Origin of the sequence: Pseudomonas moraviensis subsp. stanleyae (genome assembly GCF_036283065.1) — a bacterium.
Taxonomy (GTDB): domain Bacteria; phylum Pseudomonadota; class Gammaproteobacteria; order Pseudomonadales; family Pseudomonadaceae; genus Aquipseudomonas; species Aquipseudomonas stanleyae.
Genome location: NZ_JAADJI010000003.1, coordinates 386,194 through 407,181, shown reverse-complemented (window position 1 = coordinate 407,181; position 20,988 = coordinate 386,194). Strand labels below are relative to the sequence as shown.

The 20,988-nt window shown below is 63.5% G+C and carries 9 protein-coding genes and 4 pseudogenes; 7 read left to right on the top strand and 6 right to left on the bottom strand.

Annotated elements, in window-relative coordinates; all coding sequences use genetic code 11:
* Positions 1 to 245: 245 nt before the first annotated feature.
* From GXB78_RS07015 to GXB78_RS07005, 3 genes are all read right to left on the bottom strand, one after another.
* Positions 246 to 2,072 (bottom strand): glycoside hydrolase family 15 protein, encoded by a 1,827-nt coding sequence (locus GXB78_RS07015; protein WP_329514876.1) that lies wholly within the window; start codon positions 2,070 to 2,072, stop codon positions 246 to 248.
* Entirely contained in the window at positions 2,065 to 2,865 is an 801-nt protein-coding gene (locus tag GXB78_RS07010) for an SDR family oxidoreductase (protein WP_329514875.1), read from the bottom strand. Before GXB78_RS07010 ends, GXB78_RS07015 begins: the two co-directional genes overlap by 8 nt.
* Positions 2,866 to 2,955: 90 nt before the next feature.
* Entirely contained in the window at positions 2,956 to 3,960 is a 1,005-nt protein-coding gene (locus GXB78_RS07005) for a family 2 encapsulin nanocompartment cargo protein terpene cyclase (RefSeq protein ID WP_329514874.1), read from the bottom strand.
* A 246-nt stretch (positions 3,961 to 4,206) separates the two neighbouring features.
* Here GXB78_RS07005 and GXB78_RS07000 point away from each other — a divergent pair, with 246 nt between their 5' ends.
* Entirely contained in the window at positions 4,207 to 5,388 is a 1,182-nt protein-coding gene (locus tag GXB78_RS07000; RefSeq protein ID WP_329514873.1) for an MFS transporter, read from the top strand.
* Between the two features lie 153 nt (positions 5,389 to 5,541).
* Here GXB78_RS07000 and GXB78_RS06995 read toward each other — a convergent pair.
* Positions 5,542 to 5,691 (bottom strand): annotated as a pseudogene (locus tag GXB78_RS06995) (cupin-like domain-containing protein); the annotation flags it as partial.
* Here GXB78_RS06995 and GXB78_RS06990 point away from each other — a divergent pair.
* A pseudogene (locus tag GXB78_RS06990) lies at positions 5,682 to 5,858 on the top strand (MFS transporter); the annotation flags it as partial. The pseudogenes GXB78_RS06995 and GXB78_RS06990 sit on opposite strands and share 10 nt — an antisense overlap.
* A gap of 169 nt (positions 5,859 to 6,027) precedes the next feature.
* Here the strand turns inward: GXB78_RS06990 and GXB78_RS06985 are convergent.
* Positions 6,028 to 6,177: pseudogene (locus GXB78_RS06985) on the bottom strand (cupin-like domain-containing protein); the annotation flags it as partial.
* On the opposite strand from GXB78_RS06985, the pseudogene GXB78_RS06980 reads away from it, so the two are divergent.
* Positions 6,168 to 6,353 (top strand): annotated as a pseudogene (locus GXB78_RS06980) (MFS transporter); the annotation flags it as partial. The pseudogenes GXB78_RS06985 and GXB78_RS06980 sit on opposite strands and share 10 nt — an antisense overlap.
* A gap of 189 nt (positions 6,354 to 6,542) precedes the next feature.
* Here the strand turns inward: GXB78_RS06980 and GXB78_RS06975 are convergent.
* Positions 6,543 to 7,676 (bottom strand): cupin-like domain-containing protein, encoded by a 1,134-nt coding sequence (locus tag GXB78_RS06975; protein ID WP_329514872.1) that lies wholly within the window; start codon positions 7,674 to 7,676, stop codon positions 6,543 to 6,545.
* Between the two features lie 135 nt (positions 7,677 to 7,811).
* On the opposite strand from GXB78_RS06975, the gene GXB78_RS06970 reads away from it, so the two are divergent.
* From GXB78_RS06970 to GXB78_RS06955, 4 genes are all read left to right on the top strand, one after another.
* Positions 7,812 to 8,552, top strand: a complete 741-nt coding sequence (locus GXB78_RS06970; RefSeq protein ID WP_329514871.1) for a thioesterase II family protein — start codon at positions 7,812 to 7,814, stop codon at positions 8,550 to 8,552.
* Between the two features lie 39 nt (positions 8,553 to 8,591).
* Positions 8,592 to 9,575, top strand: coding sequence for a TauD/TfdA family dioxygenase (locus tag GXB78_RS06965; RefSeq protein ID WP_329514870.1), 984 nt, complete (start codon positions 8,592 to 8,594; stop codon positions 9,573 to 9,575).
* 186 nt (positions 9,576 to 9,761) lie between these two features.
* Positions 9,762 to 13,163, top strand: coding sequence for an amino acid adenylation domain-containing protein (locus tag GXB78_RS06960; RefSeq protein WP_329514869.1), 3,402 nt, complete (start codon positions 9,762 to 9,764; stop codon positions 13,161 to 13,163).
* A complete protein-coding gene (locus tag GXB78_RS06955; protein ID WP_329514868.1) occupies positions 13,160 to 20,986 on the top strand; it encodes a non-ribosomal peptide synthetase in 7,827 nt (2,608 codons plus the stop codon). Before GXB78_RS06960 ends, GXB78_RS06955 begins: the two co-directional genes overlap by 4 nt.
* Positions 20,987 to 20,988 lie beyond the last annotated feature (2 nt).

Sequence of the window (20,988 nt, the reverse complement as noted above, 5' to 3'; positions counted from 1 at the left end):
ACACGGCAGCGTCCCACGCCTGAAACTGTGGCGAGGGAGCTTGCTCGCGCTCGGCTTCGCAGCAGGCGCAAAGCCAGTGGCTGCGGGGGCTTTCATTCAGTGAGCAGTCAAGTGACGGGGCCGCTTCGCGACCCGGCGGGACCAGCTCCCTCGCTACAGAGACTGGGAGCAACAGCCTGTTTGCGTGGCGTCAATTCCACAATTCGGCGTTGATCAGGGCTGTTTCCTACAGCCCTTGGTGACAATTACGGCTGCCAGGAACTCTTCTCGCCGCTCAACTTGCGATCGAGAAAGCTCGCTGCGCTGATCAACGCCAGATGTGTCAGCGCTTGCGGCGTGTTGCCCAGATGGCGGCCATGGCTGTCGAACTCTTCGGCGTACAGGCCCAGCGGGTTGGCGTAACGCAGCAACTGCTCGAACTCCAGATGGGCTTTTTCCACTTGGCCGGCGCGCGCGAGGCATTCGACGTACCAGAACGAACACGCGGCGAATGCGCCTTCGGTGCCGTTGAGGCCATCGATGTTGGCGTCTTCGTTGCGATAGCGATAGACCATACCGTCGCGCACCAGGGTTTTTTCGATCGCTTCCAGAGTCGAGAGCCAGCGCGGGTCCTTGGCACTGACGAAACGCACCAGCGGCATCAGCAGCATCGAGCCGTCCAGCGCGGTGCCGCCCTTGTACTGGACGAAATGCCCGCGCTCTTCATCCCAGAAGTTGTCCCAGATATCGGTGTAGATCGCTTGCCGGGTCTGATCCCAACGGGCGAACGGCGCCGGCAGCGAACGCTTGGAGGCCAGACGGATCGCGCGGTCCAGCGCCACCCAGCACATCAGCCGCGAGTGCAGGAAATGATGGGTCTCGCCGCGCATTTCCCAGATGCCGACATCTTCGCTCTGCCAGTTCTCGCAGACCTGATCGACCACTTCGCCGACGTGCCGCCAGCCTTCGTGGGAAATCGCATCACCGTACTTGTTGACCAGATACACCGCGTCCATCAGCTCGCCGAAGATGTCGAGCTGGATCTGCTCGTAGGCACCGTTGCCGATACGCACCGGTCGCGCGCCGCCGTGACCGGACAGGTGGGTCAGTTCGGTTTCCGGCAATTCCTGCTGGCCGTCGATGGCATAGAGGATATTGAGCTTCATCGGTTTGCCGCAGCAGTCGCTGACCCGTCCGCGCAGCCACTGCATATAGTGGTTGGCCTCGTCGACGAAGCCCAGGCGCATGAACGCGTATACCGTGAACGACGCATCGCGAATCCACGTGTAGCGGTAATCCCAATTGCGCTCGCCGCCGGGGGTTTCCGGCAGGCCGAAGGTAGCGGCGGCGAGGATCGCGCCTTGGCGACGCGAGGTCAGCAGCTTCAGAGCCAGGGCGGAGCGGTTGACGATTTCCCGCCAGCGCCCGCGATAGTTGGACTGGCCGATCCAGCCGCGCCAGTATTTCAAGGTGCGCTCCATGCACAATTCGGCGGCGCCTTCGGCAAAGCGCGGATCATCGCTGCCGCCGAGCATGAAGGCGGCGGTTTCATTGTGCTTGAGGGTGAACTGCGCGACGGCCGCTTGTGCATCGATCTGCAGGGTTTGATCTGAAGCCAGGCGCAGCGATGGCTGACCCGCAGCGTGGAACGTCACGTCCTTCTCGTCGATCTCTGCGCGGCTGTTGGCGCGGCCGTAGTCGTGACGTACCGCGCAACGCAGATTGAACGTCGCCGAACCACTGACCACTCGCACCCGGCGCATCAGCAGGGGCAGGGCGTCGACATCGTCGCCGATGGGCAACAGGTCGGTGATTTCCACCACCGCATGTTCACTCAGCCAACGGGTCTGCAAGACATTGGTGTCGGGCAGGTAAATCTGTTCGCGGCGGGCATCGGGCAAGTCCGGCGCGAGCTGGAAAATCCCTGCCTCAGGCGTGTCGAGCAGCGAGCAGAAAATCGTCGGGCTGTCGAACTCCGGCCAGCAGAAAAAATCCACGCTGCCCTTGTCGTTGACCAGTGCGGCGCTGCGCATGTCGCCGATGATGCCGTGAGCACCGATGGCGCTTTGTTGTTCCATTTCAGGCTCAGCCATTGCCGCGAAACTCCGGATAGAGGCTCATCCCGCCATCGATGAACAGGGTGGTGCCGACAATGTAATCGGACAGATCGGAAGCGAGAAAGACCACGGCATTGGCGACATCCTCGACATCGCCAATGCGTCCGTAGGGAATCAGTTCGAGAAGTTTTTCGCCGGCCGCGCCTGCGGTGGCTTCAGCGTTGATCGCGGTGCTGATCGCACCGGGCGCGATGCTGTTGATGCGGATGCGCTGGTGGCTGACTTCCTGGGCGAGGCTTTGCATCAATTGATCGACGCCGCCCTTGGATGCCGCGTAATTGACATGCCCGGCCCACGGAATGCGCTGGTGCACCGAGCTCATGTGAATGATCTTGCCCGCCGCGCGCGACACGCCTTCGCGCACGCCCTGACGCTGGAAAATCCGCAACGCCGCCCGCGCGCAGAGAAACTGCCCGGTGAGGTTGACGCCGATCACCGTGTTCCAGTCGTCGAGGGTCATGTCCACGGCAGCGGCGTCTTTTTGCAGACCGGAGTTGGCCACCAGAATATCCAGCGAGCCGAAGGCGTCGACGGTCTCTTTGAACAGCCGTTCGACCTCGTCCTCTTTCGAGACGTCGGCGCCGATGGCGAGAGCCTTGCCGCCATTAGCGTTGATCTGTGCCGCCAGTTCTTCAGCGGGTCCGGCGCTGCTGTTGTAGTTGATCACGACCGCCGCGCCGGCGGCGGCCAATGCTTTTGCGGCAGCGTGACCGATGCCGGAGCTGGCGCCGGTGACCAGCGCCACCTGATGAGCGAGGGAAATCTGCATGACGATTCACGCCTTGGTTCCAGAGACTTAACTAGCTGACTGATGGCCTGCGGCGAGAGTTCATCTGCAACCATGAAAAGTTCGCCAGCGTCAGACCTGGTAGCGGCCACTGCTGCGGTGCCATTCGACGTTGCCGGCCAGCCAGCTCTTGATTCCGCGCAGATAGCGTTTGAGCAGCGGCGAAGCGTGCGGCAATACCGCCCGTTCTGCCGCCTCATATAGATGCATGATGTCATCGTGAACGGCAGCACTTTGCGCCATCGCCTGCGCGGGTGAGCAGCCCTGTTCGCGGCTCAGCAACAACGGCAGGTTGAAATCGCCGATACCGGCCTGCTGTTCCTTCAGCGCGGAAAACAGATCATTGGCAATGATCGTGGCGCTGGCGGCCAGGGTCGTGACCTTGCGCACCTCGGGTGCGCTGTAGACATTGGCGGGCAATTCATACCCGCCGATGACGTCGATCAGCGACAGGCACGGCAGGAAACTGTTGACCTGACGCTGAGCCAGATATTCCCAGAGCGCGGGCGTGAGCCCTTCGATCCGCCAAGCCGCTTCGGCGGTCATGGTGACGAACATGGCAGTGATTTCATGGCGTACGCGGGCAACCTGCGCCGCCGTCGAGAGCGTCTCGACCCGTCTCAGATAGGCCCGCAGTGCGACCAGCACCGGATCGCTGTTCAGGGCCTGCTCGAGCCCCGGGCGAAACCGGTCGCTCAAGTGAACCGGCTCCAGCGCTGCCAGTGCCAGAGTGAGGCGCGGCCCGACCATTCTCGGCTCGGACCCGGTTCGCTCATCGTCGCAGTAGTAATCGTCGACGGCAAACAGCGCGGCGAAACATTGCGCCGCCAGCAACAGCCGATCGGGCTCGTCGGTGTCGGTATGACAGAGCATGGCGAAGCGACCGAAACCCATGGCGCGGACCTTGTCGTGCCGCCCCGGAAAAATCCCCACCTGCTCGATCCACGGCATCAGCCGATCATCCACCGCGGCCGCCAGCGCGGCGTCGTTGCGAAAGGGCGCCAGACCATACAGGTCGGGCACAGCCCACGGCGCCTTTTCCGCTTCGGGTGAGACGAGCATTGACGATTGGTCCATGGCCAGACTCCTGAGTGCGTTCGCGGGGTTCCACGGTGATAGGCGAAGATCCAAGGCCTCATCAGAGCGCAAACGACAATGAAGCGCACCTGTCAGGTCTGACAGGTCAGCGTGGGTTTTCGACCAATGGTCATCGCCTTTCAGCGCTGCAAAGATCAGCTGGCTTTCACACTCCACCAACAATTGCGCGCTTCCACGGCATTCAAGCCTATGGCAACTTGGCCGCCCCTGATGAGGCTGCAATCGATGGCAAACCCCTACCGCGAATTGTTCACCGCCCCCGGCGCCCGGGCTTTTGTGCTGGCCGGGATGCTGGCGCGCATGCCGATTTCGATGACCGGGATCGGCCTGATCACCATGCTCGCGCAGTTGCACGGCGGGTATGCGTTGGCGGGGGCGGTAGCGGCGACTTTTGCCCTGGCCACGGCGTTCTGTGCGCCGCAGGTGTCACGGCTGGTGGACCGTTATGGGCAGGGGCGGGTGCTGCCCATCGCTGCACTGACCGGTGGCGGCGGGTTATTGATGCTGCTGCTGTGCACGCGGTTGCAGGCACCGAGCTGGACGTTATTCGTGTTCGCCGCGCTGGCCGGGTGCATGCCGAGCATGTCGGCGATGGTCCGAGCGCGCTGGACCGAAATCTATCGAGGCCAGCCGCAATTGCAGACGGCGTATGCGCTGGAGTCAGTGCTCGACGAAGTGTGTTTTATCGTCGGGCCACCGCTGTCGGTGGGCTTGTCCGTCGCGGTGTTTCCCGAGGCCGGGCCGCTGGCAGCGTTGTTGGCGCTGGCCATCGGCGTGACGGCGTTTGTCGCCCAGCGCAGCACCGAGCCGCCGGTGCACGCGCAGGAGTCGCAGCATCAAGGCTCGATCATTCGCTCCACCGACGTGCAATGGCTGCTGGCGTTGATGCTGGCGATGGGCGTGATCGTCGGGGTGATCGACGTGGTCAGCGTCGCCTTTGCCCAGCACCAGGGCCAGCCGGCAGCGGCGAGTATTGTCTTGTCGGTATACGCAATCGGCTCATGCCTGGCCGGGATCGCCTTCGGTGCGATGCGCTCGAAACTGCCGTTGCCTCGACTGTTTCTCTACGGCGGTGTGGCGACGGCGGTGACTACGCTGCCGCTGCTTTTGGCGAGCAATATTCTCGGCCTGTCGGTGGCGGTATTCATCGCCGGCCTGTTCTTTTCGCCGACACTGATTGTCGCGATGGCCTTGATCGAACGCATCGTGCCACCGGCCAAACTGACCGAGGGCCTGACCTGGCTGGTGACCGGGCTGAGCATCGGCGTGGCGATCGGCGCCGCTGGCTCCGGCGCGTTGGTCGATGCGTTTGGCGCGCGTAGCGGGTTCTGGCTGGCGATAGCGGCGGGGGCGGTGGTGTTGGTTTCAGCGTTCCAGAGCTACCGCCACCTCCGGGTAGGAGCGTAGGAGCTGACGAGTGCAACGAGGCTGCGATCTTTTGACGTTGATTTTGAATTTGACTTTGGATTTTGAAGATCAAGATCAAGATCAAGATCAAAAGATCGCAGCCTCGTTGCACTCGTCAGCTCCTACGCTCCTACGCTCCTACAGGGGATCGGGTTACCAGCCTCGGCCTGAGTTGACCCAGAAGTTGACTGATAACGAGGTCGACACCGATTCAATCTGATGGAACCAGCCCTCGGGCAAAAACAGCAATTCCCCCGCCTCCAGCGTCACCCGCAAAAACGTCACATCCCGCGCCGCCGGCCAGACTCACTGACGGCCTGACCGGGTTGAGCATCGGCGTGGCGATCGGCGCCGCTGGCTCCGGGGCGTTGGTGGATGCGTTTGGTGCGCGCAGCGGATTCTGGCTGGCGATAGCGGCGGGGGCGGTGGTGCTGGTTTCAGCGTTTCAAAGTTTCCGTCACCTCAAATAACCCCACGGTTGTAGGAGCTGACGAGTGCAACGAGGCTGCGATCTTTTGACGTTGATTTTGACTTTGGATTTTGAAGATCAAGATCAAGATCAAGATCAAAAGATCGCAGCCTCGTTGCACTCGTCAGCTCCTACGCACCTACGCTCCTACGCTCCTACAGGGGATCGGGTTACCAGCCTCGGCCTGAGTTGACCCAGAAGTTGACTGATAACGAGGTCGACACCGATTCAACCTGATGAAACCAGCCCTCTGGCAAAAACAGCAAATCCCCCGCCTCCAGCGTCACCCGCAAAAACGTCACATCCCGCGCCGCCGGCCAGACTCACTGACGGCCTGACCGGGTTGAGCATCGGCGTGGCGATCGGCGCCGCTGGCTCCGGGGCGCTGGTCGATGCGTTTGGCGCGCGTAGCGGGTTTTGGCTGGCGATAGCGGCGGGGGCGGTGGTGTTGGGCTCCGCGATCCAGAGCTACCGTCACCTCCGGGTAGGAGCGTAGGAGCTGACGAGTGCAACGAGGCTGCGATCTTTTGACGTTGATTTTGACTTTGACTTTGACTTTGGATTTTGAAGATCAAGATCAAGATCAAGATCAAGATCAAGATCAAGATCAAGATCAAGATCAAAAGATCGCAGCCTCGTTGCACTCGTCAGCTCCTACGCTCCTACGCTCCTATAGGGGATCGGGTTACCAGCCTCGGCCTGAGTTGATCCAGAAGTTGACTGATAACGAGGTCGACACCGATTCAACCTGATGGAACCAGCCCTCGGGCAAAAACAGCAAATCCCCCGCCTCCAGCGTCACCCGCAAAAACGTCACATCCCGCGCCGCCGGGAAACGCTCATAGTCCGGCGCATCCGGGTTGAAATCGCAGCCATCCAGACCGCCCTTGGGCGCAGTCGACCAGGTGCCCAGCGCTTCGCGGTGATGCGGTGCGGCGAGGGTGAATTTTTTCTGCCCCCAGACCTGGGCGAAGAGGTTATCGGTGTCGTCACGATGCAACGGCGTCAGCGTGCCTTTGGGGCCGATCCAGATGCGCGGCGGGATGAACAGCGACGTGTCGAAGTAGGGCGGGTACTGGATCTGCTGCAACAACTGCGCGGGCAGGATGTTGTTGCCCATGTACGCCGGCGGCTCGCCGTCCGCGCCTTTGACTGCCGGGCTGTCCAGCGAGGCGATGAACTCGGCCATCGAGGTCGAGCGGAAATCACGCTCGGTGGAAAAGGTCTTCTTCACGTAATCGCCGTGGCGGGTGATGCCCTGCAGTTCGGCGAAATGCACCAGCGACTCTTCGCGGCTCAGGCTGAACAACGGCCAGTCGTGCAGGGCGTTGCTGATCACCAGCGGAATGCCATTGGGCAGATAACGGGTTTCGAATTCATGTCGGCTCAATTCGGCGCGTGCCCGGCGTTCGACGCTGGTCTGCCGGGGCAGTGCGGCAGTGAGCTTTTCGCTGAAGCGCGGCGGGGTCGGGTAGCGCTTGTTCATGTCGACCTTTTCCACCGTGCCGCCTCCCTGGCGGGCGTGGTCGATGATCTGCGGCAGCATTGTCGCCAGGCCCATGTTGCCGCCGATCTTCAGGCGACCGCTGGCGAACAGTTCCTCGACGTTGGCCACGCCGGCCATGATCCCGAGAAAATCCTTTTCCGCGACTTCGATGGTCACGTCCGGGCTAAGGTGGCGCCCGAGTTCCGTGCGCTGGCTGGTCTTGATGTCGTACCAGTACGCCTGTTGCGCACTGAAGATGAACTGGAAAACCCCCTCGATGCCGACCGCGCCGGCGTTGGCGAACAGCTTGCCCAGAATGCTCTGCAGGTCCACGGTGATTCCCTCGCGATTGTTGTTTTTTTCCTGAACAGGCAACGAGCGGCCGGCGGGGGAATTTAGCGCTCGATGACTAATTTGTCCGGCCAGTGATCCGTCTTTCTTGCAGACACATTTTTCAAGGAAAGTGCGGTGACCAAGCTGACATTGCTGTGCCTGCCCTATTCGGGTGCCAGCGCCATGGTTTACAGCCGCTGGCGGCGTCAACTGCCGACGTGGCTGCAATTGCAACCGGTGGAACTGCCGGGGCGTGGCGCGCGGTTCGACGAACCTCTGCAAACCGACATGCGCGCATTGGCGCGGCAACTGGCGCGCGAACACAAACCGGGTCTGCAAGGCCCGTATGCGTTGTTCGGGCACAGCCTCGGCGCGTTGCTCGCCTGCGAACTGGCCCATGCCTTGCGCGAGCTCGGCGCGCTAGAGCCGCTGGCGCTGTTCGCCTCCGGCACCGCCGCACCGACCATGCGCAGCGACTACGACCGCGGTTTTGCCGAGCCGCGCAGCGATGAAGAACTCATCGAACAGTTGCGCACCTTTCAGGGCACCAGCGAAGAAATCCTCGCCAATCAGGAATTGATGAGCCTGACCCTGCCGGTGCTGCGCGCCGATTTCATGATGTGCGGGCGCTTCACGCCTGCCGAGCGGCCCTTGCTCAGTTGCCCGGTGCACGTGCTCGGCGGCAAGGAAGACCGCGCCACCACCGAACAACTGATCGGCTGGAGCAAGGAGACCCTGGGCAGTTTTTCGGTGGACATGATGACCGGCGGGCATTTCTTCATTCATGAACATGAGGCGCGGGTCATTCGCACGATCAAGACGCATCTGGAAGTGCATCACCGGCGCCTTGCGCAGGCTGCACAACCGGCGTTCTGAGACGCGACTCATCCATCACGCATAGTCAGGAGGCCAGTCATGGCTGTTGCTTTGGGATTTTCCGTTCGGCCATTGCTGCCGCAGCGCGGACGCTTGCCGCTGTTGATCGAGGCGAGCGATGCCGACACCGATCTGTTGGCGGTATTCGATGAATTGAAGGAACTGGTCGATGAGCATCTGCTGCGCGACGGTGGCGTGCTGTTTCGCGGCTTCCGTCTCGACGGCGCGGAGCAGTTCCGCCAGTTCGCCGCGAGCTTCGGCCATCCGTTGCTGAACTACGAGTTCGGCTCGACGCCGCGCACCAACGTCACCCAAGGCGTATACACCTCCACCGAATACCCGGCGCACCAGAGCATTCCGCTGCATAACGAACAAGCGTATTCCCGCGACTGGCCGATGAAGATCTGGTTCTACAGCATGATCGCCGCCAAGTCCGGCGGCGAGACGCCGATCGCCGACAGCCGCGAAGTGTACCGGCGCATCCCGCTGGCGATCCGTGAACGTTTCGTCAGTAAAGGCCTGATGTATGTGCGCAACTTCGGCAACGGCCTCGATGTGGCGTGGGAAGACGTGTTCAACACCGAAGACCGCGAAGTCGTCGAGGCCTACTGCAAGGCCCACGGCATTGTCTGTGAATGGAAGGACGACGGTGAGCTGCGCACGCGGCAGACCTGTCAGGCGGTGGCGGTGCACCCGGTAACGGGCGAGCACGTCTGGTTCAATCAGGCGCACCTGTTTCACATCTCCAACCTGCAAGCGGAAGTGCGCGAAAGCCTGCTCGACATCGTCGACGAAGAAGACCTGCCGCGTAACGTCTACTACGGCGACGGCTCGCCAATCGAAGACGAAGTGCTGGCGCAGATTCGTGCGGTGCTCGATGACTGTGCGATCAGTTTCCCCTGGCAGGAAGGCGATGTGCTGATGCTCGACAACATGTTGTCCGCGCATGCACGTTCACCGTTCGAAGGGCCGCGCAAAGTCATCGTGGCGATGGCCGAGGGGCATTCGCAGGACGCGCGCTGAGCGGATCGCAACGCTTCAATTTGAATGCCGAAGCCGGACCTGTACCGGGCTTCGGCATTTGTCTGTCTGGCCTGTACCGTCGGGCCGCTATCGCCGCTGGCGCGCTAAATCGTCGCGCGGGCCATTCGTTCTTGTTGATACGACCGGGTCTCCAGGTCACGCCGCCGATCAGCAAGGACTCCACGCATGAATGCCGCAGACGCACAGAAACTAGCCCGCCGCTTTATCGAATTGCCCCAGGACAAACGTCGTTTGTTCCTCGCCGGCATGGCCCGCGAAGGCATCGATTTTGCGCAGCTTCCCATGACCGCCTGCGAAGGCATCGCCGAGCGCGACGGCCTGTCTTACGCGCAGCAGCGCATGTGGTTTCTCTGGCAACTGGAGCCGACCAGCGCCGCCTACAACTTGCCGATGGCGGTGCGTCTGGATGGCGCTCTGCAAGTCGAGGCACTCGAGCAGGCCTTCAGTCGTCTGGTGGCGCGCCACGAATGTTTGCGCACCACCTTCGGCCAGGACGGCGAGCGTGCCTTCCAGCGTGTGGCCGAGCCGCAGCCACTGAAGTTGCCCGTGACTGACCTGAGCGGGTTGCCCGAAGCGCAGCGCTGGCCGCTCGCGCAGCAGCACATGATGGCCGAGGCGACCCAGGCCTTCGATCTGCAGAACGGCCCGCTGCTGAGTCTGCGGCTGTTGCGCCTGGCCGAAGAGGAACACGTGCTGCTGCTGACCCTGCATCACATCATCGCCGACGGCTGGTCGATGAACATTCTGATCGACGAATTCATGCGTACCTACGACGCGCTGGTCGCGGGGCGCGAACCGACACTGGCGCCGTTGACCGTGCATTACCGCGACTATGCGCTATGGCAGCGCAGTTGGCTGGAGGCTGGCGAGCGCGAGCGGCAACTCGACTACTGGCGCGCGCAACTGGGCGACGAGCATCCAGTGCTGGAATTGCCCACCGACCGCGCTTATCCCGCGCAGTCCAGCCATCAGGGCGCACGTCTGGAAACGGTGATTGACGCAGCCCTGCGCGAAGAGCTGAAAAACCTCGCCCAGCGCCAGGGCGTGACGTTGTTCGTGGTGCTTTTGGCAGCGTTCAAAACCCTGTTGCATCGCTACAGCGGCCAGACCGATATTCGTGTCGGCGGGCTGATCGCCAACCGCACCCGCAGTGAAACCGAAGGCCTGATCGGCTTCTTCGTCAACACACAGATCCTGCGCAGCGCGGTCACTGCGCAGACGCCGTTCACTGCGCTGCTGCAGAGCCTGCGCCAAGCGGCACTGGGTGCTCAGGCCCATCAGGATCTGCCGTTCGACGCCCTGATCGAAGCCCTGCAACCGGCGCGCAGCCAGAGCCACAATCCGCTGTTTCAAGTGATGTTCAACCATCAACCGCTGGTCACCGATTTGCATCAGGCGCAACTCGCTTCAGGCTTGCGCGTGGGCTATCTGAGCGAAGAACAACTGGCCGGCAGCGCTCGGCAACACGCGGCCACCAGTGACCTGATGCTCGACACCCGTGAGGAGGGCGAGCAACTGTTCGCCGCCTTCACTTACGCCACGGATATTTTCGACGCCGCGACCATCGCTGCGCTGGCCGGGCATTGGCGCAACATTCTCCAGTCGGTGTGCCGGGACCCGCAGCAGTTGATCGGCGACGTGGCGATGCTCGCCGATAGCGAGCGGCAAGCGCTGATTCAGTCCACTGCGCCTGCGCCTCATTTCACCAGCGTGCAAAGCCTGTTCGAAGCGCAGGTCGCGCGCACTGGGCAAGCGCCGGCGGTGCGGTTGGCCACTGCGCCTGCACCGGCATTCAGCTACGCCGAACTCAACACTCGCAGCAATCGTCTGGCCCATCAGTTGCGCGCACAGGGTGTCGGCCCGGACGTGCTGGTCGGCGTCGCGCTGGGGCGTTCGCTGGAATTGGCTGTGGCGCTGCTGGCGGTGCTCAAGGCCGGCGGTGCCTATGTGCCGCTGGATCCACAGACCCCGGCCGAACGCCTGCGCCATGTACTCGATGACAGTGGCCTGAAGCTGTTGCTCAGCGACCGGCAAAGCCTCGCCAGCCTGCCGCCCCTCGATGGCATCGAGTGCCTGTGTCTGGAACAGTTGGACGACAGCGGGAGGAGCGACAACCTGCCGGTCACGGTCGAGGCCGACAACCTCGCTTACGTGATCTACACCTCCGGCTCCACCGGGAGGCCGAAAGGCGTGGCGGTCAGTCACGGCGCACTGAGCGAGTTCATCGCCCGCGCCATCGATTACAGCGATCTGCGCGAAGGCGACCGGGTTCTGCAATTCGCCACCAGCAGCTTCGACGGTTTCGTCGAGCAGTTTTTCCCGCCGCTGTGCCATGGCGCCAGCGTGGTCATGCGCGACGCGCCGTTGTGGGACAGCGCGACGCTGCATCAGGTGATCATCGATCACCGCATCACCCTGGCCGATCTGCCGGCGGCCTACTGGTATTGGCTGGCGCAGGAATACGCGGCGAAACCGCCGGCCAGTTTCGGTGCGCTGCGACAGGTTCACGTTGGCGGCGAAGCCATGGCGGTGGACGGTTTACGCTTGTGGCAGCAGGCCGGGCTTGGCCATGTGCGCCTGCTCAACACCTATGGCCCGACCGAGGCCACGGTGGTCTCGACGATTCATGACTGCACTGCACTGACCGCGCAGGACGTGTCGTGGCGCGGCATGCCGATCGGCAAGGGCCTGGCAGCGCGGCGCCTGTACGTGCTCGACGACGATCTGAACCTGCTGCCGCAAGGCGCGGTGGGCGAGTTGTACATCGGTGGGCCGGGGCTGGCGCGGGGGTATCACCGTCAGCCGAGCCTCAGCGCCGAGCGCTTCATTGCCGATCCGTTCGCCGACGGCCAGCGCCTGTATCGCACTGGCGACCGTGCGCGGCTGCGCGGCGATGGCGCGTTGGAGTACGTCGGCCGGGTCGATCATCAGGTGAAGATTCGCGGCTTCCGCATCGAACTGGGCGAGATCGAATCGCGCCTGCAGCAATGTCCGGGCGTTCGCGAAGCGGTGGTGCTGGCGGTGCCGTTCGCGGGCGGTGCACAACTGGTTGCCTACGTGGTGACGGAACCGGCGGTGCTCGCCAGTGCGGCGACGCAAGCGGCGTTCCGTCAGCAAACCCGCGCCGCGCTGCAGGCCAGCCTGCCGGATTACATGGTGCCGGGGCATCTGCTGTTGCTGGCGAACCTGCCGCTGACACCGAGTGGCAAGCTCGACCGCAAGGCCTTGCCGGCGCCGGATCCGGCGCAGTTACAGGGCGATTACCGCGCCCCGCAATCGCCGGCGGAGCACTGTCTGGCGCAGGTCTGGGCCGAGGTGCTGCAAGTGCCGCGTGTGGGCCTGGACGATCACTTCTTCGAACTGGGCGGCCATTCGTTGTTGGCCGCGCAGGTGATTGCCCGGGTCAAGGAGCAGATGGGTGTGGTGCTGCCGCTGCGCAGCCTGTTCGAAAAACCGCTGCTGGCGGATCTCGCCGAGGTGCTCGGGCAACTGGCCGAGGCGAGCGGTGACGACGACTGGTCCGACCTGGATCAGTTCATGAATGCTTTGCAAGGAGAACAAGTATGAGCGGCACGATGGCGGAACGTATTGCGCAAAGATTCGTCGGCCTGCCGCTGGAACAGCGTCGGCTGTTTCTCGCCAGGCTACGAGAGGAGGGCAAGGATTTCAGCCTGCTGCCGCTGCCGGTCAGCCGCCACGACTGCGCACAGATTCCCCTGTCGTTCGCCCAGCAGCGCCTGTTGTTTCTCTGGCAACTGGAACCGTACAGCGCCGCGTACAACATGGCCGCTGGCTTGCGACTGAAAGGTCTGCTGGACGAGTCGGCACTGAGCCGTTCGTTCGATCATCTGCTGGCGCGCCACGAAGTGTTGCGCACGGTGTTCCACACTGACGGCGATCAGCCCCATCATGTGATTCTCGAGCAGCAGAGTATTGCCCTGGAACGCTTCGACCTGAGCGGCATCGCCACGCAAGAGCGCGAGTCGGCGCTCGCGCAAAAAGTGCAAGAGGTCACCGCCCAGCCGTTCGATCTGCGCCATGGCCCGCTGTTGCGCGCCAGCCTGTTTGCCTTGGCCGACGACGAGTTCGTGCTGGTGGTGAGCATGCACCACATCGTCTCCGATGGCTGGTCGATGGACGTCATGGTCAAGGAGTTCGTGCAGTGCTATCAGGCGTTCAGTCTGCAGCGTGAGCCGCAATTGCCGGCGCTGCCGTTGCAATACGCGGACTACGCGATCTGGCAGCGGCGCTGGCTGGAAGCCGGCGAGGGCGAACGCCAACTCGACTACTGGCGTCAGCAACTGGGCGACGAGCATCCGCTGCTGGAAGTGGCTCCGGACTTTGCCCGGCCGCCGACGCAAAGCTTTGCAGGACAGACCCTGAGTTTCGATTTCGGTGCTGACCTTTCGCAGCAGCTCAATGCCTTCGCGCGCAGCCAGGGCATCAGCCTGTTCATGCTGGTGCTGGCCGGTTTCTCGCTGTTCCTCTCGCGTCTGGCCGGCGAGCGCGACATCCGTGTCGGCGTGCCAAATGCCAACCGTGGCCGCGCCGAAGTCGAAGGGCTGATCGGTTTCTTCGTCAACACTCAGGTGCTGCGTTGCCAGGTCGATGAGCGCGGCAGCTTCGCCGATCTGCTGGCGCAGGTGCGTGAAGCGGCGTTCGGCGCGCAGGCGCATCAGGAGTTGCCGTTCGAGCAACTGGTCGACGAGTTGGTCGCCGAACGCACCCTCGGTCATAACCCGCTGTTCCAGGCCAAGTTCAACCAGAACGTCGGCATGCAGAAACAACGCTCGATGGCCTTGCCCGGTCTGACCGTCAGCGAATACCCGCTGGCCAAGGACGGCACGCATTTCGATCTGGCCCTGGACATTACCGACGACGGCGCACTGATCCACGGTCAGATGACCTACGCCAGCGATCTCTATCGGGCGGAAACGGTCGCCGCTTTCGTGCCGATGTTGCTCGACCTGTTCAGCCAATTGCTCAATGCGCCGCAGGCGCCGCTGCACACGGTCGCCACGCAACGGCCTGCGGCGCTTGCCATTCAACGCGAACCGGCGTTGACGGTGTTGCAGCACTGGACCCGTGAAGTGGCCCGCCAGCCGCAGGCGCTGGCCGCCCGTGATCTTCAGCAGACCATGACGTTCCAGGCGGTGGACCAGGAAGCCAATCGTCTCGCCCATTATTTGCGTGCGCAGGGCATCAATGTCGGCGAACCGGTGGCGGTGCTGCTGGAACGTTCGCTGGACTGGCTGACTTGCGTGCTGGCGATTCTCAAGGCTGGCGCGGTGTACATGCCGCTCGACGTCAAGGCGCCGAGCGCGCGACTGGAGCAGATGCTCGGCGCTGCGCAGGCACGGGCATTGATCGGTGCCGAAGGCGATGCGCGGGTCAGCGAACTGGCGGTCGAGGGCTGTCAGGGCCTGACGTTCACACCGGGGCAATGGCAGTCACTGCCGACGTCCGCGCCTGAGTTAACGCTGTATGCACAGTCGCCGGCCTACGTGATTCACACCTCCGGTTCCACCGGCCAACCCAAGGGCGTGCTGGTCAGCCACGGTGCGCTGGGCAGTTATGTGCGCGGCGTCCTCGAGCGTCTGGCGCCTGCGCCCGAGGCGAGCATGGCGCTGGTTTCGACCATCGCCGCCGACCTTGGCTTCACCGTGCTGTTTGGCGCGCTGTGCTCGGGCCGACTGCTGCATGTGCTGCCGGAAGAGCTCGGTTTCGACCCGGACCGCTTTGCCGACTACATGGCCCGCCATCGCGTCGGCGTGCTGAAAATCGTTCCCGGCCATCTCGCCGCGCTGTTGCAGGCGGCCAAGCCAGCCGACGTGCTGCCGGAACACGCATTGATCGTCGGCGGCGAAGCCTGTTCGCCGGCGCTGGTCGAGCGCGTGCAGCAACTGAAACCGGGCTGTCGCCTGATCAATCACTATGGCCCGAGCGAAACCACCGTAGGCGTGCTGACCCATGAGGTCGAAGCACTTGCCGCGCAAACGCGCAGCGTTCCGGTCGGCACGGCGTTGGCCGGTGCCCATGTTTATGTGCTCGACGATGTGCTCAACCCGGTGGCCGATAAGGTTGCCGGTGAGCTGTACATCGGTGGCGACAGCGTTGCCCTGGGCTACCTGAATCAGCCGGGACTGACCGCCGAACGTTTCCTGCCCGACCCGTTCGGCGCAGCCGGCGCGCGGGTGTACCGCAGCGGCGACCGGGTCCGGCGCAACCGCGAGCAGGCGCTGGAATTCATCGGTCGTGCGGACGATCAAGTGAAAGTGCGCGGCTACCGCGTCGAGCCGGCGGAAGTCGCGCGGCTGTTGCTCAGCCTCGATGGCGTCAGCGAAGCCGCCGTGCTTGCACTGCCAGTGGATGACGATCCGGCGCGCCTGCAACTGCTGGCCTGGTGCGTGCCGCTAGCGGGCGCGAAGGTGCAGGCGCAGGCGCTGCGCGCGCAATTGCAGGCGCGGCTGCCGGACTACATGGTGCCGGCGCAGTTGCTGTTGCTGGAAAAACTGCCGCTGACTGCCAACGGCAAACTCGACAAACGCGCCTTGCCCGTGCCCGGCGTGGTCAGCCAGCAGTTCGTCGCGCCGGTCGGTGAAATCGAAGAGAAACTGGCTGCAATCTGGGCCGAGGTGCTCAAGCTCGAGCGGGTCGGCAGCAGCGATAACTTCTTCGAACTGGGTGGCGACTCGATTCTCAGTCTGCAGATCATCGCGCGGGCCAAGCGCCAGGGCATCAAGCTCAGCCCCAAGCAGTTGTTCGAAAAACAGACCATCGGCCAACTGGCCGCCGTCGCCAAACTCATCGAAGCTAAACCGGCTGCCATCGTCGCACCAGCGGCACGCGGGCCGTTGCCGTTGCTGCCGATTCAGGTACGTTTCTTCGAGACGCCGATTGCCCAGCGCCAGCACTGGAATCAGTCGGTGATGCTGCAACCGACCCTGACGCTGGACGCCGCGCATCTGCGCACGGCGCTGACGGCGTTGGTCGAACAGCACGACGCGCTAGCCCTGAGCTTCGTGCCATCGGGCGATAGCTGGCAGGCTCTGCCGCAGCCACAGCGCGATGCCGAACTGCTCTGGGTGCGCGAGTTGGACAGCCTCGACGCCTTGCCAGCGCTGGCCGACGCGGCGCAGCGCAGCCTGGATCTGCAACGCGGGCAATTGCTGCGCGGGGTGCTGGTAACTCTGCCGAATGCTGAGCAACGTCTGTTGCTGGTCATCCATCACCTGGTGGTCGACGGCGTGTCGTGGCGCATTCTGCTGGAGGACTTGCAGCAGGCTTACCACGCATTGGCGGCGGGGACTGCGCTCGCGTTGCCGGGCAAAAGCAGTTCGCTGCACGACTGGGCCGGGCAGTTGCACCGTTATGCGCAGAGTGAAACGTTGGCGGTCGAAAGCACCTATTGGCGCGAGACCCTTGAGGCCGACGACGCGGCACTGCCACGGGATTTCGCCGAGGACAGCCAGACCCGCGCCCAGGCCGCCCGCGCCACGACGCGCCTGAGCCAGGCACTGACCGACAAGCTGCTGAAAGTCGCCCCGGCGGCGTATCGCACGCAGATCAACGACCTGTTGCTGACAGCATTGGCACGGGTGCTGTGTGACTGGAGCGAGCAGCCTTCGGTGTTGATCCAGCTCGAAGGTCATGGTCGTGAAGACCTGTTCGACGACATCGACCTGAGCCGCACGGTCGGCTGGTTCAGCAGCCTGTTCCCGGTGCGCCTGACCCCGCAGGAAAATCCCGCTGCGTCGCTGTGTGCGATCAAGGAGCAACTGCGCGCGGTGCCGGGCAAAGGCATCGGTTATGGCGTGCTGCGTTACCTCACGCGTTCTGCCGAGTTGCAGACGCTTGCGCAGCCGCGGGTGACCTTCAATTATCTCGGCCAGTTCGACGGCGCGTTCAATGCTGAGCAAGGCGCGTTGTTCCTGCCGAGCGGTGACAGCACCGGTGCCAATCAGGATGAGCAGGCGCCGCTGGGCAATTGGCTGAGTGTCGACGGTCAGGTCTTCGGCGGTGAGCTGGAACTGACCTGGACCTTCGGCACCGGCATGTACCGCGCCGAGACCATCGAGGCGTTGGCCGAGGCCTATCGCGTCGAGCTGGAGCGCCTGATCGAACATTGCTGCGAGAGCGACGCCGGTGGCGTGACACCCTCGGACTTCAACCTCGCCAACCTCACGCAGGCGCAGCTGTCGGCGCTGCCAATCGCGCCGCGTGACATCGTTGATCTGTACCCGCTGTCGCCGATGCAGCAAGGCATTCTGTTCCACAGCCGCAACGAGCCGGACAGCCCGGCCTATACCAATCAAATGCGGGTCGACGTGGAACAACTCGACGCCGAGCGCTTCCGCCAGGCCTGGCAGCAGACCCTCGAAGCCCACGATATTCTGCGTACCGCGTTCGTCTGGCCGCAGGATGCCGCCGCGCCGGTGCAAGTGGTGCGCAGCCGTGTGCAGATGCCGTGGCAGGTGCAGGACTGGCGCGGTCGCGATGGCCTGGATGCCGCGCTTGATCATCTCGCCGCTGAAGATTTGCAAAGTGGTTTCGATCTGCTTGAGGCGCCGCTGTTGCGCGTGACGCTGGTGCGCACCGATGAGGACACTCATCACCTGATCTACACCTGTCATCACATCCTCATGGACGGCTGGAGCACTTCGCAGTTGTTCGGCGAAGTGCTGCAACGCTACGCCGGCATCACGCCGGGCGCAGGGCAGGGGCGCTATCGCGATTACATCGAATGGCTTGGCCAGCGCGACCAACAGGCCAGTCGGCAATTCTGGAGCGCGGCGCTGGCGGAACTCGAAGAGCCGACGCGACTGGCCAGCGCCATGCCGGTCCGGCAGCGCGACGCAAGCGGTTATGCCGATCACGAGCATGTGTTCAGCGAACAGCTGACCGCCGATCTCAACCGCTTCGCCCGTGAGCAGAAAGTCACCCTCAACACATTGGTGCAAGCGGCGTGGCTGCTGTTGTTGCAGCGCTACACCGGGCAGGATCACGTGGCGTTTGGCGCGACCGTGGCCGGGCGGCCGACCGATTTGCCGGGCGTCGAACAGCAGATCGGCCTGTTCATCAATACCTTGCCGGTGGTGGCAGCGCCATCGCCGGAGATCGGCGTCAGCCAATGGCTGCAAAATGTGCAGGACCTCAACCTGGCCTTGCGCGAGCACGAACACACGCCGCTGTATGACATTCAGCGCTGGGCCGGCACGGGTGCCGGGGCGTTGTTCGACAGCATTCTGGTGTTCGAAAACTATCCGATGGCTGAAGCGCTGGCGCAGGGCCCTGAGACGGGCCTGAAGTTCTCGGCAATCCGCCGGCAGGAGCAGACCAACTATCCGCTGACGCTGGTCGCGGTTACCGGCCGCGAGCTGAGTCTGGGCGTGAGTTACGATCAGGCCAGTTTCGACGCTCCAGCGATCAGTGCGTTGAGTGCGCAGTTGCAAGGCCTGCTCGAGCAGTTCCTCGCCGACGCCACCCAGCCGTTGGGCGCGCTGCAACTGCTGGCTAAACCACAACGGCAACAAGCGATCGAGTGGGGCAAGGCGCCGGTGACCGCGCCGGATCGACGCACGGTGCTGGCGCACATCGCCGCGCAAGTGCAACGTCAGCCGCAGGCGAACGCGGTGCTGTTTGCTGAGCAATCGATCGATTACCAAAGCCTCGATACCCGGGCCAATCGTCTGGCGCACAAGCTGCAAGGCATGGGCGTCGGGCCGGAGGTGCGCGTCGGCGTGTGCATGCGCCGCACGCCGGAGATGCTGGTCGCACTGTTGGCGATCCTCAAGGCCGGTGGCGCCTACGTGCCGCTGGACCCGGATTATCCGCAGGAACGCTTGCTGCACATGCTCGACGATAGCCGCGCCGCCGTGCTGCTCACCGAACCGGCGGCGTTGGCGATGCTGCCCGAAACCTTGAGCGCGCAGGTGCTGCTGGTGGAGGCGAGCGTCGCCAGCGAATACCCCGCCACTGTGCCGCTGGTCAACCTCGCCGCAGACAATCTGGCGTACGTGATCTACACCTCCGGCTCCACCGGCAAACCGAAAGGCGTAGCGATCAGTCACGGCAATCTGTCGGCGCTGATTCAATGGTCAGCGGGGGTCTATCGCGAAGAGCAATTGCGCGGCGTGCTGGCTTCGACGTCGATCTGCTTCGATCTGTCGGTGTGGGAAATCTTCGTCACGCTGGCCTGCGGTGGCTGTCTGGTGCTGGCCGACAACGCGCTGGCGCTGGCCGACTTGCCGGCCCGCGAGCAGGTCACCCTGATCAACAGCGTGCCGTCGGCGATTGCCGCGTTGCAACGGGCCGGGCAGATTCCGGCTTCGGTTGGCACCATCAATCTGGCCGGCGAGCCTCTCAAGCAGAGTCTGGTCGACAGCCTGTATGCCAGCACCCAAGTACAGCAGGTCTACGACCTCTACGGGCCGTCGGAGGACACCACTTATTCGACCTTCACCCTGCGCACGCCTCAGGGGCGGGCGAACATTGGCCGGCCGCTGGACAACACCGTGGCGTACCTGCTCGACAGTCAATTGCAGGTGCTACCCGCGGGTGTGCCGGCTGAGCTGTACCTGGCGGGTGCCGGGGTAACCCGCGGCTATCTGCGCCGCGCAGCGCTGACCGCCGAACGCTTTGTGCCGAATCCTTACGCGAGCAATGGCGAGCGTCTGTACCGCACCGGCGATCTGGTGCGCCAGGGCGACGACGGCAATATCGAGTACATCGGTCGCGCCGACCATCAGGTGAAGATTCGCGGTTTCCGCATCGAACTCAGCGAGATCGAAGCGCGCCTGCTGGAACTCGACGATATCGGCGAAGCGGTGGTACTGGCGCAGGACGGCGCCGCTGGCAAACACCTGCATGCCTACTTCGTCGCCGCGCCGGACAGCCAGCGGTCGACCCTGACCGAGCGGGTGCGCAGCGCGCTGGCCAGTCGTTTGCCGGCGCACATGCTGCCGGGGCATCTGCACCTGATCGACGCGATCCCGCTGACGCCCAACGGCAAGCTCGATCGCAAGGCGCTGATGGCCTTGGCCGAGAGCCCGACGCAGGAGCAATACCAGGCGCCGCAAAGCGACCTGCAGTGGGAGGTCGCGACGATCTGGCAGGAGGTGCTGGAGGTCGAGCGGGTAGGGCTGGCGGACAACTTCTTCCAGCTGGGTGGGCATTCGTTGCTGGCGACGCTGGTGGTGACCCGGGTGCAGGAGCGCCTCGGCGACAAGGTGCCGCTCAAGGCGCTGTTTGAAACCGACACGCTCAAGGAGTTCTGCGCGCGGATCGAAGCCCTGCGCGTCGAAATGTCGCCCGTTCAGGATGAATTGGCTAAATCACTGGAGGCCCTCAAACGTCTATCCCTCGATGATCTGGAAAAACTGATTTCTTGAGA